The 16,827-nt window shown below is 59.2% G+C and carries 15 protein-coding genes; 9 read left to right on the top strand and 6 right to left on the bottom strand.

The features are described from left to right. Positions 1-40 precede the first annotated feature (40 nt). On the top strand, positions 41-781 hold the full coding sequence (locus D8B20_RS13980; protein WP_145889425.1) for an SDR family oxidoreductase: 741 nt from the start codon (positions 41-43) through the stop codon (positions 779-781). A gap of 68 nt (positions 782-849) precedes the next feature. On the opposite strand, the gene D8B20_RS13975 is transcribed toward D8B20_RS13980, so the two are convergent. After that, entirely contained in the window at positions 850-2,289 is a 1,440-nt protein-coding gene (locus tag D8B20_RS13975; protein WP_145889424.1) for a 6-phospho-beta-glucosidase, read from the bottom strand. 124 nt (positions 2,290-2,413) lie between these two features. Then, positions 2,414-3,145: a MurR/RpiR family transcriptional regulator gene (locus D8B20_RS13970; protein WP_145889423.1), complete on the bottom strand. Its 732-nt coding sequence runs from the start codon at positions 3,143-3,145 to the stop codon at positions 2,414-2,416. Between the two features lie 178 nt (positions 3,146-3,323). Here D8B20_RS13970 and trhA point away from each other — a divergent pair, with 178 nt between their 5' ends. Further along, positions 3,324-3,977, top strand: coding sequence for a PAQR family membrane homeostasis protein TrhA (gene trhA / locus D8B20_RS13965; RefSeq protein ID WP_145889422.1), 654 nt, complete (start codon positions 3,324-3,326; stop codon positions 3,975-3,977). Between the two features lie 48 nt (positions 3,978-4,025). Here the strand turns inward: trhA and ygfZ are convergent, their stop codons facing one another. Beyond that, a complete protein-coding gene (ygfZ, locus tag D8B20_RS13960) occupies positions 4,026-5,009 on the bottom strand; it encodes a tRNA-modifying protein YgfZ (RefSeq protein ID WP_145889421.1) in 984 nt (327 codons plus the stop codon). A gap of 228 nt (positions 5,010-5,237) precedes the next feature. On the opposite strand from ygfZ, the gene sdhE reads away from it, so the two are divergent. Beyond that, the gene (gene sdhE, locus D8B20_RS13955) at positions 5,238-5,504 is read left to right on the top strand and encodes an FAD assembly factor SdhE (protein WP_145889420.1); all 267 of its coding nucleotides are present in this window, start codon (positions 5,238-5,240) and stop codon (positions 5,502-5,504) included. Continuing rightward, entirely contained in the window at positions 5,479-5,892 is a 414-nt protein-coding gene (locus D8B20_RS13950) for a protein YgfX (RefSeq protein ID WP_145889419.1), read from the top strand. Before sdhE ends, D8B20_RS13950 begins: the two co-directional genes overlap by 26 nt. Here the strand turns inward: D8B20_RS13950 and fldB are convergent. After that, positions 5,889-6,407, bottom strand: a complete 519-nt coding sequence (gene fldB, locus D8B20_RS13945; protein ID WP_145889418.1) for a flavodoxin FldB — start codon at positions 6,405-6,407, stop codon at positions 5,889-5,891. The two genes, D8B20_RS13950 and fldB, sit on opposite strands and share 4 nt — an antisense overlap. A 68-nt stretch (positions 6,408-6,475) precedes the next feature. Here fldB and xerD point away from each other — a divergent pair, with 68 nt between their 5' ends. Genes xerD through recJ form a run of 3 tightly spaced genes read left to right on the top strand, consistent with a single transcriptional unit; the run spans position 6,476 to position 9,872 of the window. Beyond that, positions 6,476-7,402, top strand: a complete 927-nt coding sequence (gene xerD / locus D8B20_RS13940) for a site-specific tyrosine recombinase XerD (RefSeq protein ID WP_145889417.1) — start codon at positions 6,476-6,478, stop codon at positions 7,400-7,402. Between the two features lie 22 nt (positions 7,403-7,424). Then, complete coding sequence (gene dsbC / locus D8B20_RS13935) at positions 7,425-8,138, top strand: bifunctional protein-disulfide isomerase/oxidoreductase DsbC (protein ID WP_145889416.1); 714 nt, start codon at positions 7,425-7,427, stop codon at positions 8,136-8,138. Between the two features lie 6 nt (positions 8,139-8,144). Further along, positions 8,145-9,872: a single-stranded-DNA-specific exonuclease RecJ gene (gene recJ, locus D8B20_RS13930; RefSeq protein WP_145889415.1), complete on the top strand. Its 1,728-nt coding sequence runs from the start codon at positions 8,145-8,147 to the stop codon at positions 9,870-9,872. A 7-nt stretch (positions 9,873-9,879) separates the two neighbouring features. On the opposite strand, the gene D8B20_RS13925 is transcribed toward recJ, so the two are convergent. Further along, complete coding sequence (locus tag D8B20_RS13925) at positions 9,880-12,723, bottom strand: S8 family peptidase (protein WP_145889414.1); 2,844 nt, start codon at positions 12,721-12,723, stop codon at positions 9,880-9,882. Positions 12,724-13,274: 551 nt separating this feature from the next. Here D8B20_RS13925 and prfB point away from each other — a divergent pair. Both prfB and lysS read left to right on the top strand, forming a co-directional pair. Continuing rightward, positions 13,275-14,373 (top strand): peptide chain release factor 2 gene (gene prfB / locus D8B20_RS13920; protein ID WP_145889413.1). Its coding sequence is split into 2 segments (ribosomal slippage): positions 13,275-13,349 and positions 13,351-14,373, totalling 1,098 coding nucleotides; the frame shifts between segments, so codons are not numbered across the junction. 9 nt (positions 14,374-14,382) lie between these two features. Beyond that, positions 14,383-15,903, top strand: a complete 1,521-nt coding sequence (lysS, locus tag D8B20_RS13915) for a lysine--tRNA ligase (protein WP_145889412.1) — start codon at positions 14,383-14,385, stop codon at positions 15,901-15,903. A 69-nt stretch (positions 15,904-15,972) separates the two neighbouring features. Here the strand turns inward: lysS and D8B20_RS13910 are convergent, their stop codons facing one another. Beyond that, positions 15,973-16,599 carry a serine protease gene (locus D8B20_RS13910; protein WP_145889411.1) on the bottom strand — a complete coding sequence of 209 codons (627 nt, stop codon included), beginning with the start codon at positions 16,597-16,599 and terminating at the stop codon, positions 15,973-15,975. Between the last annotated feature and the right edge of the window lie 228 nt (positions 16,600-16,827).

The raw sequence follows: 16,827 nt of genomic DNA, 5'->3' as shown, positions 1-16,827 counted from the left end.
AAGGGCCGGTCACGCGGCCCTTTTTTATTCAGGAGGCACCATGGAACTGGCACTGGTAACCGGCGGCAGCCGCGGAATCGGGCGGGCGACCGCGCATTTACTGGCGCAGGCGGGCTACCGCGTGGCGATTAACTATCGTCAGCGTGCAGCCGAGGCGCAGCAGGTAGTGGCAGAAATTGCCGCGCAGGGCGGCAGTGCTTTTGCCGTACAGGCAGATATTGCCGATGAAACCCAGGTCATCGCGCTGTTTAACCAGCTGGACCGCGAGGGAACGCTGCGCGTGCTGGTGAATAACGCCGGGATTTTGTTTACCCAGTGTCGGGTGGAAGACCTGACGGCAGAGCGTATTCAGCGCGTTTTTGCCACCAATGTCACCGGCACCTTTATCTGCTGCAGGGAAGCGGTAAAGCGCATGAGCACCCAACACGGCGGCCAGGGCGGTGCCATCATCAATGTCTCCTCCGCCGCAGCGCGCACCGGTTCACCCAATGAATATGTCGATTACGCCGCCTCTAAAGGGGCAATGGATACGCTGACAAGGGGGCTGGCGCTGGAAGTGGCCACTCAGGGTATTCGCGTGAATGGCGTGCGGCCCGGCCCGGTGTACACCGACATGCATGCCGACGGCGGTGAACCGCAGCGGGTCGATCGGGTCGCGGGCGCGATTCCGATGGGGCGCGGCGGTCAGCCGGAGGAGGTTGCGCAGGCGGTGCTGTGGCTGGCCAGCGAGGCGGCATCCTATGTCACCGGCACCCTGATCGATGTGACGGGCGGGCGATAATCCGCTGCTACGCTGCACGGCGGCGTCCTGCTCTGCTGCAGACAGGGCACCGCCGTCTCAGGCCTGGCTTATAAGATTTCGCCGTTGCTGGCGATCACCTGCTGATACCAGCCAAAGCTTTTCTTCTTCGAGCGGGCAAACGTGCCGCTGCCGTCATCATGCTTATCGACGTGAATAAACCCATAGCGCTTGTTGTACTGTCCGGTGGTAAAGGAGACACAGTCAATGCAGCCCCACGGCGTATAGCCCATCAGATCCACGCCATCCAGCGCCACGGCTTTTTTCATCTCTTCAATGTGCGCGCGCAGATAGTTGATGCGGTAATCATCTTCAATCACCCCGTCCGCGCCAGGCTGATCAATGGCACCAAAGCCGTTCTCCACGATAAACAGCGGCTTCTGATAGCGCTCGTACAACACATTCAGCACATAGCGCAGGCCGACCGGATCGATCTGCCAGCCCCAGTCAGAGGCCTTCACGTGCGGATTCGGTACCACGCCATCGAAACCGGTGATCGGATCCTCTACGCCGCTGGCGTTGGTGTCCACTGCGTTGCTCATGTAGTAGCTGAAGCCGACGTAATCACAGCAGCCCGCGCGCAGCGTCTCCGCGTCGTCCGGGTGCATCTCAATGTGATACCCCTTGCGCGCCCACTCTTTTAGCGCATAAGCCGGCCAGGCGCCGCGCATCTGCACATCACTGAACACATAGCGCTGATGCATGGCCTCCTGCGCGCGCATCACATCATCCGGATGGCAGGAGAAGGGGTACACCGGCACCATGGCAATCATGCAGCCAATGTTAAAAGCCGGGTTAATCTCATGGCCGCGCTGCACCACGCGGGCACTGGCCACGAACTGGTGATGCATCACCTGATACAGCGTCTGCTCGGGCTTTTCGTGTTCGGTAAAAATGACGCCGGAGCAGCAGTAGCCAAACAGCGGATACTGCCAGTTGCGCTGATTGTTGATCTCGTTGAACGTCATCCAGTATTTCACTTTGTGCTGATAGCGCGTCATCACAACCTCGCTAAAGCGCACAAAGAAATCGATCACTTTGCGGTTGGTCCAGCCGCCGTACGCTTTTACCAGGTGATAGGGCATTTCGAAGTGCGACAGCGTAATGACCGGCTCAATGCCATGCTTCAGCAACGTATCAAACAGGTCATCATAGAACTGCAGGCCGGCTTCATTCGGCTCTGCTTCGTCGCCGTTGGGGAAGATTCGCGTCCAGGCAATAGAAGTACGGAAGCATTTGAAGCCCATTTCGGCAAACAGCGCGATATCCTCGCGATAGTGCGAATAGAACTCCACCGCCTGATGGTTCGGGTAATGTTTGCCGGGCTGCACGCCGTCGGTGATAACGCGATCCACGCCATGTGCGCCGCCGGTCAGCACGTCTGCAATACTGACCCCTTTACCGCCCTGATCCCAGCCGCCCTCAACCTGATGCGCGGCCACCGCGCCGCCCCAGAGAAACCCTTTTGGTAACTGCAATCCGTCACTCATCGGCACACCTCATTATCCGTTTAATGAATATGAAACTGCCCGCAGTGTAACAAGCGATAAAACAAAGTCACGTTATAACACCGGCGCAAAAAGGTGATTCGTTACGTCAAAAAAACAGGCTGTTTTATCGGGTGGCCGCCTGGGAAATATAGCGCCCCAGCGTTTCCAGAATATACAGCACCGGCACCTGGGTAGTGATATCCAGTCGATCGCCCAGCTTCATCTGCGGCATATGGTAAGAAAGATTGAAATCGGCCATTTTTGCCAGCGAGCAGCGCTCATGGTTGGTTATCGAAATGATTTTACAGTGGTTAAGGCTGAACTGGCTGGCAAAGCGCAGGATCTCTTCTGTCTCACCGGAGACCGACAGAATAATGGCCAGCGCATTCTGATAGGCGCTCTGGCTTACCGGATAATAGGGATCATCAATATGATGGCTGAATTTCCCCACATTGGAGAAAAAGCGCGCGCCATATTTCCCGAGGCTGCCAGAGGTGCCCGCGCCAATAAAGAAAATATGATCGGCCTGCATAATCATCTGTGCGGCCTGAGCAATATGCTGATCAAATTCCGCATTATTAATGCTTTTAAAAAAACTCAGCATGTCACCGACACCGGAGGGCATGACCGGCGGCGCGGCCTGCTCCTGCGCCAGCCGGAAGCGAATACGAAATTCTGACCAGCCTTCGCAGTGCAGCTTGCGGCAAAAGCGCAGCACGGTGGTGGTTGAGACGCCCGCCCGGGTAGCCAGTTCGCGAATCGTCATATAACTGACACTTTCCCGGTGTTTGATGATGTAGTGATAAACCTGCATTTCCAGGTCATTCAGACGGGATAAATCGCTGTGTGCAAACATGCGGACGGCGCTCACGACGGAAAAGAAAGCGGCAGTGTATCAGATTGGCGCACGGCCGGGTTGTCACACCCTTTCACAGAATTATTTTAGCGTACATGTGTACACTGAAATTGTTCTTCGCTACTCTGGTGCACAGAAAAAGTACAGCGCTTCCCTTTCTGCTCAGGAATTTTACGCTATGGTACAACATCGTCTTATCGCGCAGGGCTACTCACTGGCTGAAGAGATTGCCAACAGTATCAGCCACGGCATTGGCTGCGTGTTTGGCATCGTGGGTCTGGTGCTGCTGTTGACTCAGGCCATTGATACGCAAGCCAATATCACCGCCATTACCAGCTACAGCCTCTACGGCGGCAGCATGATTCTGCTGTTTCTTGCCTCCACCCTTTACCACGCCATTCCGCATCAGCGCGCCAAATACTGGCTGAAGAAATTTGACCACTGCGCCATTTATCTGCTGATCGCTGGCACCTACACGCCTTTTCTGCTGGTGGGACTGCAGTCACCGCTGGCGCAGGGGCTGATGGTGGTGATCTGGAGCCTGGCGCTGGCAGGCATCATCTTTAAGCTGACGATTGCGCATCGCTTCAAAGTGCTGTCGCTGGTGACCTATCTCAGCATGGGCTGGCTGTCGCTGGTGGTGATCTATCAGCTGGCGATGAAGCTTTCTGCCGGAGGTGTCTGGCTGCTGGCTGCAGGCGGGATTGTCTACTCGCTGGGGGTGATTTTTTACGTTTCGCGCCGTATCCCTTACAACCATGCCATCTGGCACGGCTTTGTGCTGGGCGGCAGCGTGCTGCATTTCTGCGCCATTTACTTTTACGTGATGTAACGTGAAGCGCCCGGCGGCGTGCAGGCAGGTGCCGCCGGGTCGGCTATTTTACTCCTCCAGCGCGTAAGGCAGCGGCTGAATCGTCAGTCTGCCCCCTTCATCGCCTTCCACGCGCAGCACGCTCTCCGGCTCAAGATCGTTATTCATGACCACCTGCACCCATACGCTGCCGTCATCCAGCTGAACGCCGCTCAGCACCGTACCGGTACGCCGCCATTTGTCGCCCATCTGCAGCTCCAGTGAACTGCCTGCCGCCGGTACGCTGCTGGCGTTACCCGCCAGCCAGTACAGGGCGCGTTTGTTTGCGCCGCGGAATTTGGCGCGCGCCACCATCTCCTGGCCGGTATAACAGCCTTTTTTAAAGCTGATGGCGTCCAGCGCCTGCAGATTGGTGGCCTGCGGAATCAGCTGTGCACTGGTTGCGCTATCTATCACCGGGATGCCCGCCGCGATATCCAGCGCCAGCCACTGGGTGCTGTCATTAAGCTGCGCCTCGCCGGCCAGCTTCTCTTTCAGCGCGTTAGCCTGGTCCAGCGTGGTCACCAGCAGAAAGCGCTCGGCAGGCTCGCCGAACCACAGCAGCGTGCTCTCTGCCTGCTGCACCACCGGCGTAGCGGCGTCGGGCAGGGCAGGGAACAGGTCGGCCAGCGCAGCCCGCGCCTGGAATCCGGCCACGCCCAGCAGCACGGCATCGTCATCTGCGGCAATCGTCACTTTGGAAAACACCGCGTATTTTTTCAGCTCGGTAATTTGCTGGTCGCGCAGGTTGCGCCGTACCAGATAGGCATAACCTTCGCCGCGATGGAACAGGCGCAGGTTGGTCCACATTTTGCCTTTCGCATCACAATGCGCCGCCGGACGATGCTGCGCCGCATCCAGCGCCGCCACATCCAGCGTCAGCTGTCCCTGCAAATAAGAAGTGCTGTCTTTGCCCTGTACAGCAACCAGCGCCCATTCATCGAGCGACATCAGCGTTAAGGGCAGGCGCGCCGCAGCAGCAGGCTGGCGGGGAGGTAGGGTAAAAATCGGCATGTGTCCGTCCTGATTGATAAGGGTTGTCCCGGCATAATGCTTCCAATGTTAAAAGAGCAGGAGGGCTTTGCAACCTGTTTGCGGAATCTGGCGCACAAATCGCGTGACAGGTTGGTCACCGCAGCCATCACTTTGCGGCATCGTGCGCAGCGTCCCGCACAGCGCCTGCAGTCCGGCCAAAAAGCAGGTACACTGAGCCTCACTGTTTTCAGCTGTGGAAAAAGAGACATGGATATTCATGACAAAGCCCGCGTTCAGTGGGCGTGCCGGCGCGGCATGCTGGAGCTGGACGTCTCAATCATGCCGTTTTTTAAATATGAATATGACACCCTGAGCGACAGCGATAAGCGGGTGTTTGTTGCGCTGTTAAAAAGTGACGATCCGGACCTGTTTAACTGGATGATGAACCACGGCGAACCGGCCGATCCTGAACTGCGGCGCATGGTGAAACTGATCCAGCAGCGCAACCGTGAACGCGGTCCGGTGGCAATGTAATCTGCAGCCGTCGCGCAGCGCCCGGTGGCTGAACCTGGCGCTCACGCTGTTGTGCGTCCTGCTGCTGGTGAGTGCGCCCTGGCCAGACGTGTGGCGCTGGGGCCGCGCGCCGCTGATTTTGCTGCTGCTGCTCTCGGGCTGGCGCCATGAGCGCCGGCTGGTGCAGCGCACAGGCAGGCTGGCGCTGGATGAGAAGAGAAACTGGCACTGGCGTGGCAGGCGCTGGCGGTCACAGCACCAGGCGTGCTGGCTGCCGTGGGGCGTACTGCTGGTTTTGCGCCCGCCGCAGGGCCGCTGCTGGCGGCTGTGGCTGATGCAGGACAGCATGCCGCCGCAGGCGTGGCGTGCGTTACGCGCCCGCTGCATTATGCAGCAAAACGCGCCTTAAAGCAGCGCGGCGGTTTCTGTCAGAATCTGCTCGCACCACTGTTCAATCCGCGCTTCGCTCAGTTCGAACTGATTCACGTCATCCAGGGCAAGGCCGACAAACTGCGTGCCGTCTGCGGTCAGCGGCTTTTGGCTGCTAAAGGTGTAGCCGTCCAGCGGCCAGTAACCCACAAACTGCACGCCCATGGGCTGCAGCAGTTCATGCAACATGCCCAGTGCATCCAGGAACCATTCGCTGTATTCCACCTGGTCACCCATGCCATACAGCGCGACAATTTTACCCTGCAGATTCAGCGCGGGCAGCTGCTGCCACACCGCTTCCCAGTCCTCCTGCAGCTCACCGAAATCCCAGGTCGGGATACCGAGAATCAGTAAATCGTACTGCTCCATCAGGGAGGGATCGTCATCTTTCAGATTGTGCAGCGTGACCAGCTCTTCCCCGATAAAGTCGCGAATTTTCTCCGCGGTCATCTCGGTGTAACAGGTGCTGGAGCCGTAAAAAAGACCGATATTCATGCAGTTAATGCTCTGGCTGAAACTCACTTGGGCGCAATTGTACCAGAAGCCGGCCAGTTTCAGGCATAATGAGCACGATTTCACACCCGCGAGGAGACACCGTGCAGGACAGCGATCTGATCGAACAGTTTCTTGACGCACTCTGGATTGAACGCAATCTGGCGCAGAACACGCTGGCCTCCTACCGTCAGGATCTGCAAACGCTCACCGCCTGGCTGCAGCAGCATGCGCGCACGCTCCTGACGCTGGAAGCGGCCGATCTGCAACAGTTTCTCGCCGAACGCGTGGAAGGCGGCTACAAAGCCACCAGCTCGGCCCGCACCCTCAGCGCGATGCGCCGCCTGTTCCAGTACCTGTACCGCGAAAAGCTGCGCAGCGACGATCCCAGCGCGCTGCTGTCGGCGCCAAAACTGCCGCAGCGCCTGCCAAAAGATTTATCGGAAAATCAGGTTGAGCGTCTGCTGCAGGCGCCTGCCACCGATATCCCGCTGGAGCTGCGTGACAAGGCGATGCTGGAGCTGCTGTACGCCACCGGCCTGCGTGTGTCTGAGCTGGTGGGCCTGACCCTCAGCGATGTCAGTCTGCGTCAGGGCGTGGTGCGCGTCATCGGCAAAGGCAATAAAGAGCGGCTGGTGCCATTAGGTGAAGAAGCCATTTACTGGCTGGAGCAGTATATGGCACATGGCCGGCCGTGGCTGCTGAACGGGCAAACGCTGGATGTGCTGTTCCCCAGCAACCGCGCGCAGCAAATGACGCGTCAGACCTTCTGGCATCGCATCAAACACTATGCCACCCTTGCCGGTATCGACAGCGAAAAACTGTCACCGCACGTGCTGCGTCACGCATTTGCCACACATTTACTGAACCACGGCGCCGATTTGCGCGTCGTACAGATGTTGCTGGGCCACAGCGACCTCTCGACAACCCAAATTTATACGCACGTTGCCACTGAGCGCCTGCGTCAGTTACATCAACAGCATCATCCGCGCGCCTGAGCAGCGGCAACAAGGATTTGAGATGAAAAAACAGTTAACGATGCTGGCTCTGCTGGTCAGCGCTTTCACCGCCCTGGCCCACGCCGATGACAGCGCCATTCAGCAGTCACTGAAAAAACTGGGTATGTCCCAGGCAGAGATCCAGCCTTCACCGCTGCCGGGCATGAAAACCGTGCTGACCGAAAGCGGCGTTTTGTATGTCAGCGAAGACGGCAAACACATGATTCAGGGGCCGCTGTATGACGTCAGCGGCGCCCGTCCGGTTAACGTCACCAACCAGCTGCTGGATAAAAAAGTGGCGGCGCTGGAACCGGAAATGATCGTCTACAAAGCGCCAAAAGAGCAGCACGTCATCACCGTGTTTACCGATATCACCTGCGGCTACTGCCGCAAGCTGCATGAGCAGATGGCAGACTACAACGCGCTGGGCATTACCGTGCGCTATCTGGCGTTCCCGCGTGAGGGGCTGAACGGTCAGGTGGAGAAAGCCATGAAAGCGATCTGGTGCAGCGCCGATCGCAACAAAGCCTTTGACGCCGCGATGAAAGGCGACGCGCCGCAGATGGACGCGCCGGCAACCTGTAAGATCAATCTTGATCGGCACTACAAGCTCGGCATTCTGTTTGGCATTCAGGGCACGCCAGCGATTCTCACCGACAGCGGCATGATGATCCCGGGTTATCAGGGGCCGCAGGAGCTGAAGCAGGTGCTTGATGGCCAGAAACGGGGTGGTTAAGGCACAGTGATACATTCTGTTGAACTGCGTCGGCGCGAAGTGCCCGCTGACGCCAGCTTACCCGATACCCTGCCACCGCTGCTGCGTCGCCTCTATCTGCAGCGCGGCGTAAAGGACGCGGCGGAACTGGAACGCGGCGCGAAATTCCTGCTGCCCTGGCAGAGCCTCGGCGGGATTGAAGAGGCCGTCAGGCTGCTGCATGAGATGATGCAGCAGGGCAGGCGCATTGTGGTGGTCGGCGATTTTGACGCCGACGGCGCCACCAGCACCGCGCTGAGCGTACTGGCCCTGCGCAGCATGGGCGGCAACGTAGATTATCTGGTGCCAAACCGTTTTGACGACGGTTACGGTCTGAGTCCGGAAGTGGTGGAGCAGGCCCGCGCGCGCGGCGCGGAGATGATTCTCACGGTCGATAACGGTATTTCGTCCCATGCCGGCGTGGAAACGGCGCACCAGCACGGCATTCCGGTGCTGGTGACCGATCACCACCTGCCGGGGGAAACCCTGCCGGCCGCCGAAGCCATTGTGAACCCTAATCTCACCGACAGCGCGTTTCCTTCCCGATCGCTGGCGGGCGTGGGCGTGGCGTTTTATCTGATGCTGGCGCTGCGTGCGCATCTGCGTCAGCAGAACTGGTTCAGCGACGGCCGCAGCGAGCCCAACCTGGCCGAACTGCTGGATCTGGTGGCGCTCGGCACGGTCGCCGACGTGGTGCCGCTGGATGCCAATAACCGTATTCTGGTGTGGCAGGGGCTGAGCCGCATCCGGGCCGGAAAATGCCGCGCCGGTATCCGTGCGCTGCTGGAGATTGCCAACCGCGATGCCCGTCAGCTGGCCGCCAGCGATCTCGGCTTTGCGGTAGGGCCGCGCCTCAACGCCGCCGGGCGGCTGGATGATATGTCGGTAGGCGTGGCGCTGCTGCTGACCGAAGACATTGCGCAGGCGCGCATGCTGGCGAGTGAACTGGATGCGCTGAATCAGACGCGCAAAGAGATCGAGCAGGGCATGAAGAGTGAAGCGCTGGCGCTGTGCAATGAACTGGAGCGACAGCACACCGATCTGCCGCTTGGACTGGCGTTTTACCATCCGGACTGGCATCAGGGCGTGGTAGGCATCCTCGCGTCACGCCTGAAAGAGCGCTTTCACCGTCCGGTGATTGCCTTCGCGCCAGCCGGTGACGGCACGCTGAAAGGGTCAGGCCGCTCGGTGGCTGGCCTGCATCTGCGCGACGCGCTGGAGCGTCTGGATACGCTCTATCCGGGGATGATGATCAAGTTTGGCGGACACGCCATGGCGGCCGGTCTGTCGCTGGCGGCGGCAAATTACGAAACCTTCCGCGAGCGCTTTGCGGCGCTGATTGATGACTGGCTGGAGGGGGAAGCGCTGCAGGGCGTGATGTGGTCAGATGGCGAACTGCATGCGCAGGAGTTTACCCTGCACACCGCTGAGATGCTGCGTGAAGCCGGCCCGTGGGGGCAGGCCTTCCCCGAGCCGGTGTTTGATGGTCAGTTTACCCTGCTGCAGCAGCGGCTGGTGGGCGAGCGGCACCTGAAGGTCATGGTAGAGCCGCTCGGCGGCGGCCCGTTACTGGATGGCATTGCCTTCAACGTGGACACCACGCTGTGGCCAGACAGCAGCGTCCGTCAGGTGCAGCTGGCCTACAAACTGGATATCAACGAATATCGTGGCAACCGATCGGTACAGCTGATCATTGATCACCTCTGGCCGCGCTAATCGCCACTTAAAACCGCACGTCAACCCCGCCGCGCAGCACGTTCTCATCGCCGCGCGCGGTGAGGTGCCGGTCAGCACGCAGGAAGAGGCGCGCGCGGGCAGATTGCGCCACATCCACCCGGGCGCCGATCCACTGCGACTGGCGATCGAGCTGCATACCCGGCACGCTGAAGCGTGACTGATCGTCACCGAAGCCGCTCCAGCGGGCGCTGACGTCAAGCGCAGGATTGCTGAACGCATACTCATACTCGCCATACAGGCTCAGCATGCTCCACCAGCCCGCCGACCAGTCCTGGCGCGCACTGAGGCTCAGCCCGCTGTACCCCACGCTGCGGTGATAGCTGTCACCGCTGCCTTCCAGCCCAAACGCGCTACCCTGATCGCGGAAGCCGCCGGTCTGCAGGCCGGTTTCGCGCCAGCCGAGGTAAGGCTCCAGCCAGTAATTTTCCTGCCATTCCCAGCGGTAGCCACTCTGCAGCGCTGCCTGCCAGCTGTCGCTGCGCGTGGACGAGGAGAGCGGCGCGGCCTGATCCAGCAGCACCAGGCGCTGCAGTTTGTCGCGACCGTGCTGATAGCTGAGATTGCCCTGCCAGTACCACGCGGGGGTCACGTCATAGCGGCCATACAGCATCACGCCATCCAGGCTGTTCTGACTGTTACCGCCGCTACCGGCATAGCGTGCATTCAGTTGGTTGTGTGTCCAGGCAATGCCCGCACGCAGATCGGGGCGGTCAAAATCCGTGTCCACCCCCAGTGCCGTCAGCGTATTGCGGTAACTGTTGCTCAGATAACCCTGCTGATGCAGCGCGCCACGTAATTCTCCACTCTCCAGCCAGAAGCCGGTGCGACCCTGATCGTGCGCATCGTTGATGCGGTTATTCAGCAGGCGCGTCTGGTAATCCAGGGCATTAAACAGCACGGCATTGGCAGACGCATGCGCCTGGCCTGACAGCGAATCCAGCGCAGACCGGGCGCTGGCCGCATCCGGTAAGGTCTGAAACGCTGCCGCGCTCGCCAGCGCCGACTGGTTTGCGGCGCGGGTGGTGCCCTGCGTTTGCCAGCGGTCGGCTACGCTGAAAGCCTGTTCCAGATTGCTGGCAGTCTGTTGTGCGCTGCTGTCGCTGATGCCCGCTGCGGCCGCGGCCGCGGGCGTATTACGGCGCGTTAGCTGCCCGGTCACGTTATTGGTGCCGTAACTGACGCTCCCGGCAAGGAACGGACCGGTGTTAACGCTGCTGAACTGGCCGCTGCGCCCTGCGCCGCTGGTCAGCAGGGTTTCCTGCTGCTGCACCACATAGGTGGAGGAAGGTGGTGCCAGGTTGAGCGTGCCGTCGAGCGCCGCGTGACCTGCTACCTGCAGCGGATGCGACAGCGTGACGTTAAGCGTAGCGCCCGCGCCCTGCTGATAGTCTCCGCCCACCTGCAGGCCGCCGCTGACCGCGCCCTGGTTCACCAGCGTACCGCCAATGCGACCGCTGCCGCCCAGTTTGCCGCTGCCGTTCACCAGCGCATTACCGCTGATCGCCCCGTCAATCAGCAGATTATTGGCTGAAACCTGTGTCAGGCCGCTGTAGCTGTTGTTGCCGGTCAGCTGCAGCACACCGTTGTGCTCGCTACCATCCAGTACCAGACCGCGGTTGCCCTGAATCGCATTGCTGAACTGATACCGTCCGCCGTCGAGCGCGGCGTGGAAGTCATCTCCCTGGAATTGTCCCGGTCCATTTAAGGAGCGGGCGGCGTTCAGATCGCCCCAGCCAAAGGTGTCGTTATAGGGACGACCATTGGCGCTGTCTGCCACGGTGCCGTGCGCATCGCTGCGGTAAGTCGCGGTGGTTAACAGGGTTTGCTGCAGGTTGCTGGCGCTCATCCAGGGAAAATGCTGCAGCAGCTGTGCCGCCGCGGCAGTGACGCGCGGTGCGGAAAAGGAGGTGCCAAACGCGCGCGCATTGGCAACGGTGCCATCCGAATTATGAAACACGAAATCGGTATAACCGGGTGCCGTCAGGCACCAGGCTGCCGCGCCGCCGCAGGCGTCAAACGGCCCGGTCCCGGCAGCACGGCCGGCCTGATCGTAACTGGTGGTATTCAGCACGCCGGTGACGGCGATCAGATGACGCGCCAGCTGCGGATCGTTATACATCAGCGGCGTCAGCACATCCGGCGCGGGCGTTGCGGTGCCGCTGTTGCCGGTGCTGATTACCGCTAAGCCATCGGCGGTGGTGATCGCCTGTAAACCCTGATACAGCGGCTGATAGCGCGTGCGCGCATCGCTCAGCGCCTGCTGCGTGGTCAGACGCTCCAGCGAGCCGTAAGACATATTGATGACGCGCACACCCTGGTCCAGCAGACCGTACACGGCGCGGGTGCTGTTGGCATAGTTAAACTGATTGTTTTGCGATGCCTGGGCGGCATAAAGCTCGCTGGCCGGGGCAAGGCCAAGCAGGGTCATGGCCACCAGCGTGCCGTGACCGTTAATGCCCTGGTTGTCATTCGGCGTGGTGCTGCTGTTGAACACGCTGAAAAAGTGCACCTTGTCGTAGTTAATCTCGCTGCGATCCGGCGAGAGGCCGGAATCGATTACTCCGACCTTATAGCTGGCAGCCACGCCAGGCGCAGCGGGCTCTGGCGCGGTGACCGGCGTAACCGGATTCACCGGCGTAACGGGAGTATCCGGCGTAGCCGGCTGTGGCGTAACCGGCTGTGGTGCAACCGGCTGCGGCGCCGGTCCCAGCGTGGCGGGCGAACTGCTGCCACCGCCACCGCCACCACCACCGCAGGCGCTCAGCAGCAGCGGCATCAGCAGCGCCAGCAGGCGCGGGGAGGTACGCAACGTAACGTCAGGATAAAGCATGACGGCTCCTCATGCCTCTCAGGGCATGTTAAGTGGCCTTTCAGAGATTCAGGCCGGGATAAAGGTATTCCATGTGTGTAAAGCAGGTTCCAGAAAACGTGGCTGACAGACAGGCACAGCGGGCGCAAAGCGCGTAAGATGCCGGGTTAGCACAAAAATCATACGGCAGATCGGGTCATACTGATGGCCGGATCAACAAGGCATCTGCATCGCTTCTCGCGCCATTCATCCTTGTCTGAAGGAAATTTCTCAACTGGCATTCTTCATGGAATTTTTATAAATATCATCGACTTTACTCGCTCTTCCTGACGCGTACTGACGCAGTTTACTAAGAAAATTCTGAGGAGGGGCTCAGGCAGGCAACCGGCGCGGGCCGTGGGGCGCAAGCGCAGCGTGACGCCGGTTTCCAGAAAACAGCGGAATTTTTTTCACGGTGGCACGCGCGGATTCGTCCGGGACGTGCAAAGCTACAAAGTAAGCGCACTTTCGGGTAGACTAGCGCGTTACTTTTTATCTCCTCTCACCGAATCGCCAAAAAAGACTGAAAAGCCATGTTTGAAATTAATCCGGTCAAAAATCGTATCCAGGATCTCAGCGAGCGCAGCGGCGTTCTTAGGGGGTATCTTTGACTACGATGCGAAGAAAGAACGTCTTGAAGAAGTAAACGCCGAGCTGGAACAGCCGGACGTCTGGAATGAACCTGAGCGCGCTCAGGCGCTGGGTAAAGAACGTGCGTCGCTGGAAGCGGTGGTCGAAACCCTCGATCAGATGCATCAGGGGCTGGAAGATGTGCAAGGCCTGCTGGATCTGGCCGTAGAAGCAGAAGACGAAGAGACGTTCAACGAAGCGGTGGCGGAGCTGGACGCGCTGGAAGTGAAGCTGGGCGAACTGGAATTCCGTCGCATGTTCTCTGGCGAGTACGACAGCGCCGACTGCTACATGGATATTCAGGCCGGCTCCGGCGGTACGGAAGCGCAGGACTGGGCCAGCATGCTGCTGCGTATGTACCTGCGCTGGGCCGAAGCCAAAGGCTTTAAAACCGAAATTATCGAAGAGTCTGAAGGCGAAGTGGCGGGCACCAAATCCGCCACCATCAAGATCATTGGTGATTACGCCTACGGCTGGCTGCGCACGGAAACCGGCGTGCACCGTCTGGTGCGTAAAAGCCCGTTCGACTCCGGCGGCCGCCGTCATACCTCATTCAGTTCGGTGTTTATCTACCCGGAAGTGGATGACAACATCGATATCGAAATCAACCCGGCGGATCTGCGCATCGATGTGTATCGCGCGTCGGGTGCTGGCGGTCAGCACGTCAACAAAACCGAGTCTGCGGTGCGTATTACCCACCTGCCGACCAACATTGTGGTGCAGTGTCAGAACGACCGTTCGCAGCACAAGAACAAAGATCAGGCCTTTAAGCAGTTACGCGCCAAGCTGTATGAATATGAAATGCAGAAGAAAAACGCGGACAAGCAGGCTGCAGAAGAGAACAAGTCCGATATCGGCTGGGGCAGCCAGATCCGTTCATACGTGCTTGACGATTCGCGCATTAAAGATCTGCGCACCAGCGTCGAAACCCGCAACACTCAGGCGGTGCTGGATGGCGATCTCGACCGTTTTATTGAAGCAAGTTTAAAAGCAGGGCTATAAGGAACCGACATGTCTGAACAACAACCGCAGAGCGCTGATGCCGCCCTTGAGTTAAACAACGAACTGAAAGCGCGTCGCGAAAAACTCAGCGCGCTGCGTGAAAAGGGCGTGGCGTTTCCTAACGATTTCCGCCGTGATGCCACTTCTGATCAGCTGCATGCACGCTACGACGACAAGAGCAATGAAGAGCTGGAAGCGCTCGGCGTTGAGGTCAGCGTCGCGGGCCGTATGATGACCCGCCGCATCATGGGTAAAGCGTCGTTTGCCACCCTGCAGGACGTTGGCGGCCAGATTCAGATCTACGTTTCCCGTGACGATCTGCCTGAAGGCGTCTACAACGAGCAGTTTAAAAAGTGGGATCTGGGCGATATCCTCGGCGCACGCGGTAAGCTGTTCAAAACCAAAACCGGCGAGCTGTCGATCCATATCTCTGCGCTGCGTCTGCTGACCAAAGCCCTGCGCCCGCTGCCGGACAAATTCCACGGTCTGGCTGACCAGGAAACCCGCTATCGTCAGCGTTACCTTGATCTGATCTCCAACGACGAATCGCGTCACACTTTCAAAGTGCGCTCCCGCATCATGGCCGGCATTCGCCAGTTCATGGTCAGCCGCGACTTCATGGAAGTGGAAACGCCAATGATGCAGGTCATTCCGGGCGGGGCTTCGGCGCGTCCGTTCATTACCCATCACAATGCGCTGGATATCGATATGTATCTGCGTATCGCACCGGAGCTGTATCTGAAGCGTCTGGTGGTCGGCGGGTTTGATCGCGTGTTTGAGATCAACCGTAACTTCCGTAACGAAGGTATCTCGCCGCGCCACAATCCGGAGTTCACCATGATGGAACTCTATATGGCGTATGCGGATTACAAAGATCTGATCGAACTGACGGAGAGCCTGTTCCGCACCCTGGCGCAGGACGTTCTGGGCACCACCGAAGTGCCGTACGGTGAGCACACCTTCGATTTCGGCAAGCCGTTTGAGAAGCTCACCATGCGTGAAGCGATCAAAAAATACCGCCCGGAAACCGACCTCGCCGATCTGGACGATTTTGATAAAGCGGTGGCCATTGCGCAGGCACTGCACATCAAAGTGGAGAAGAGCTGGGGGCTGGGCCGCGTCGTGACCGAAATCTTCGAAGAGACGGCCGAAGCGCATCTGATTCAGCCGACCTTCATTACCGAATATCCGGCTGAAGTGTCGCCGCTGGCGCGTCGCAATGACGAAAACCCGGAAATCACCGACCGCTTTGAGTTCTTCATTGGCGGCCGCGAAATCGGTAACGGCTTCTCCGAGCTGAACGATGCGGAAGACCAGGCTGAGCGTTTCCTGCAGCAGGTTAACGCCAAAGACGCCGGCGATGACGAAGCCATGTTCTACGACGAAGATTATGTTACTGCGCTGGAGCACGGTCTGCCGCCGACCGCAGGTCTGGGCATCGGTATCGACCGCATGGTTATGCTGTTTACCAACAGCCACACCATCCGTGATGTGATCCTGTTCCCGGCACTGCGTCCGACCGCGAAATAACACGTCTCACCCCTGCTGCCCTTTCCGTCAGGCGAGGGCAGCAGCGTGCCCCCGCTGGCGCCCTGAGCGCTACGACTTCATGACCCCTTCCAGCCACGCCTGAAACCGTGCATAAGGCACATAGAGGGCAACATCCTTATACAGCGTCTTGCCGCTCTGGTTGTCGTCAATCCGGCTGCTGTACCCCACAATCACGCCGGCCAGCGTATCGTCGCTGGCGTTATACACGGCACCGCCTGACATCCCCTTTACCACCCCGGCGTTGGCGGCAACCACCACGCAGCTGGCTTTATTCCAGCTATTCGCCAGCGTCGTATTGATCAGGTTTTTACCGCTTGAGGCCACCGGCAGGGCGGAAATAAAGCTGTAACCATACAGATTCACGTTGTCGCCGATATGGCTGTTGCGAAACGGCGGCGGCAGCCCGACTTCCGGATTTTTGTGATACACCACGGCGATATCACACTCCGGGTGCCAGGCTTTCACCCGATACAGCGAATATTTCGCTACGTGTGCCGCCGTCAGACTGTAGTCCCGGGTCAGCGGAATCGTGGTGCCCAGCGCACCGACTCCCAGCACGGTCGGAATGCCGGTAACCGTCATATCGACACGTCTGGCCGCTTCCTGGCTGTACTCGTAATGCCCAACGGAACAGCCGCTCAGGCAGCCGAACGTCAGCACGATGATCCATCGCATACGTGTTTCCCCCTGTTTTCTGGCACCGTCTTACCGGGCAATCCATTGGGGTATCGGCACTGCGCGCCTATCCTTTACTGCCTGATTTGGCAGCAAAAGCCACGCTGCCGTGACGGCGGTCAAAACCTGTTATCAAGCGTAGCGTGTTATCAGCGCGCTGTCTCAGTGCTTCGCCAGAGACACTTTTTCGCCGGGCGATTATTGCCTGAGAAGCAAAATAGCCTTGCT

Source organism: Candidatus Pantoea soli (genome assembly GCF_007833795.1).
Lineage (GTDB): Bacteria > Pseudomonadota > Gammaproteobacteria > Enterobacterales > Enterobacteriaceae > Pantoea > Pantoea soli.
This window is presented reverse-complemented; position numbering and strand designations above follow the sequence as displayed.

What these genes read in the sequence shown, in the direction of transcription:
- sdhE (WP_145889420.1), top strand. Translation starts at nt 5,238, where the DNA reads ATGGATATTCATGACAAAGCCCGCGTTCAGTGGGCGTGCCGGCGCGGC.
- D8B20_RS13925 (WP_145889414.1), bottom strand. Translation starts at nt 12,723, where the DNA reads ATGCTTTATCCTGACGTTACGTTGCGTACCTCCCCGCGCCTGCTGGCG.
- fldB (WP_145889418.1), bottom strand. Translation starts at nt 6,407, where the DNA reads ATGAATATCGGTCTTTTTTACGGCTCCAGCACCTGTTACACCGAGATG.
- xerD (WP_145889417.1), top strand. Translation starts at nt 6,476, where the DNA reads ATGAGCACGATTTCACACCCGCGAGGAGACACCGTGCAGGACAGCGAT.
- D8B20_RS13970 (WP_145889423.1), bottom strand. Translation starts at nt 3,145, where the DNA reads ATGTTTGCACACAGCGATTTATCCCGTCTGAATGACCTGGAAATGCAG.
- dsbC (WP_145889416.1), top strand. Translation starts at nt 7,425, where the DNA reads ATGAAAAAACAGTTAACGATGCTGGCTCTGCTGGTCAGCGCTTTCACC.
- D8B20_RS13975 (WP_145889424.1), bottom strand. Translation starts at nt 2,289, where the DNA reads ATGAGTGACGGATTGCAGTTACCAAAAGGGTTTCTCTGGGGCGGCGCG.
- ygfZ (WP_145889421.1), bottom strand. Translation starts at nt 5,009, where the DNA reads ATGCCGATTTTTACCCTACCTCCCCGCCAGCCTGCTGCTGCGGCGCGC.
- trhA (WP_145889422.1), top strand. Translation starts at nt 3,324, where the DNA reads ATGGTACAACATCGTCTTATCGCGCAGGGCTACTCACTGGCTGAAGAG.
- D8B20_RS13980 (WP_145889425.1), top strand. Translation starts at nt 41, where the DNA reads ATGGAACTGGCACTGGTAACCGGCGGCAGCCGCGGAATCGGGCGGGCG.
- D8B20_RS13910 (WP_145889411.1), bottom strand. Translation starts at nt 16,599, where the DNA reads ATGCGATGGATCATCGTGCTGACGTTCGGCTGCCTGAGCGGCTGTTCC.
- lysS (WP_145889412.1), top strand. Translation starts at nt 14,383, where the DNA reads ATGTCTGAACAACAACCGCAGAGCGCTGATGCCGCCCTTGAGTTAAAC.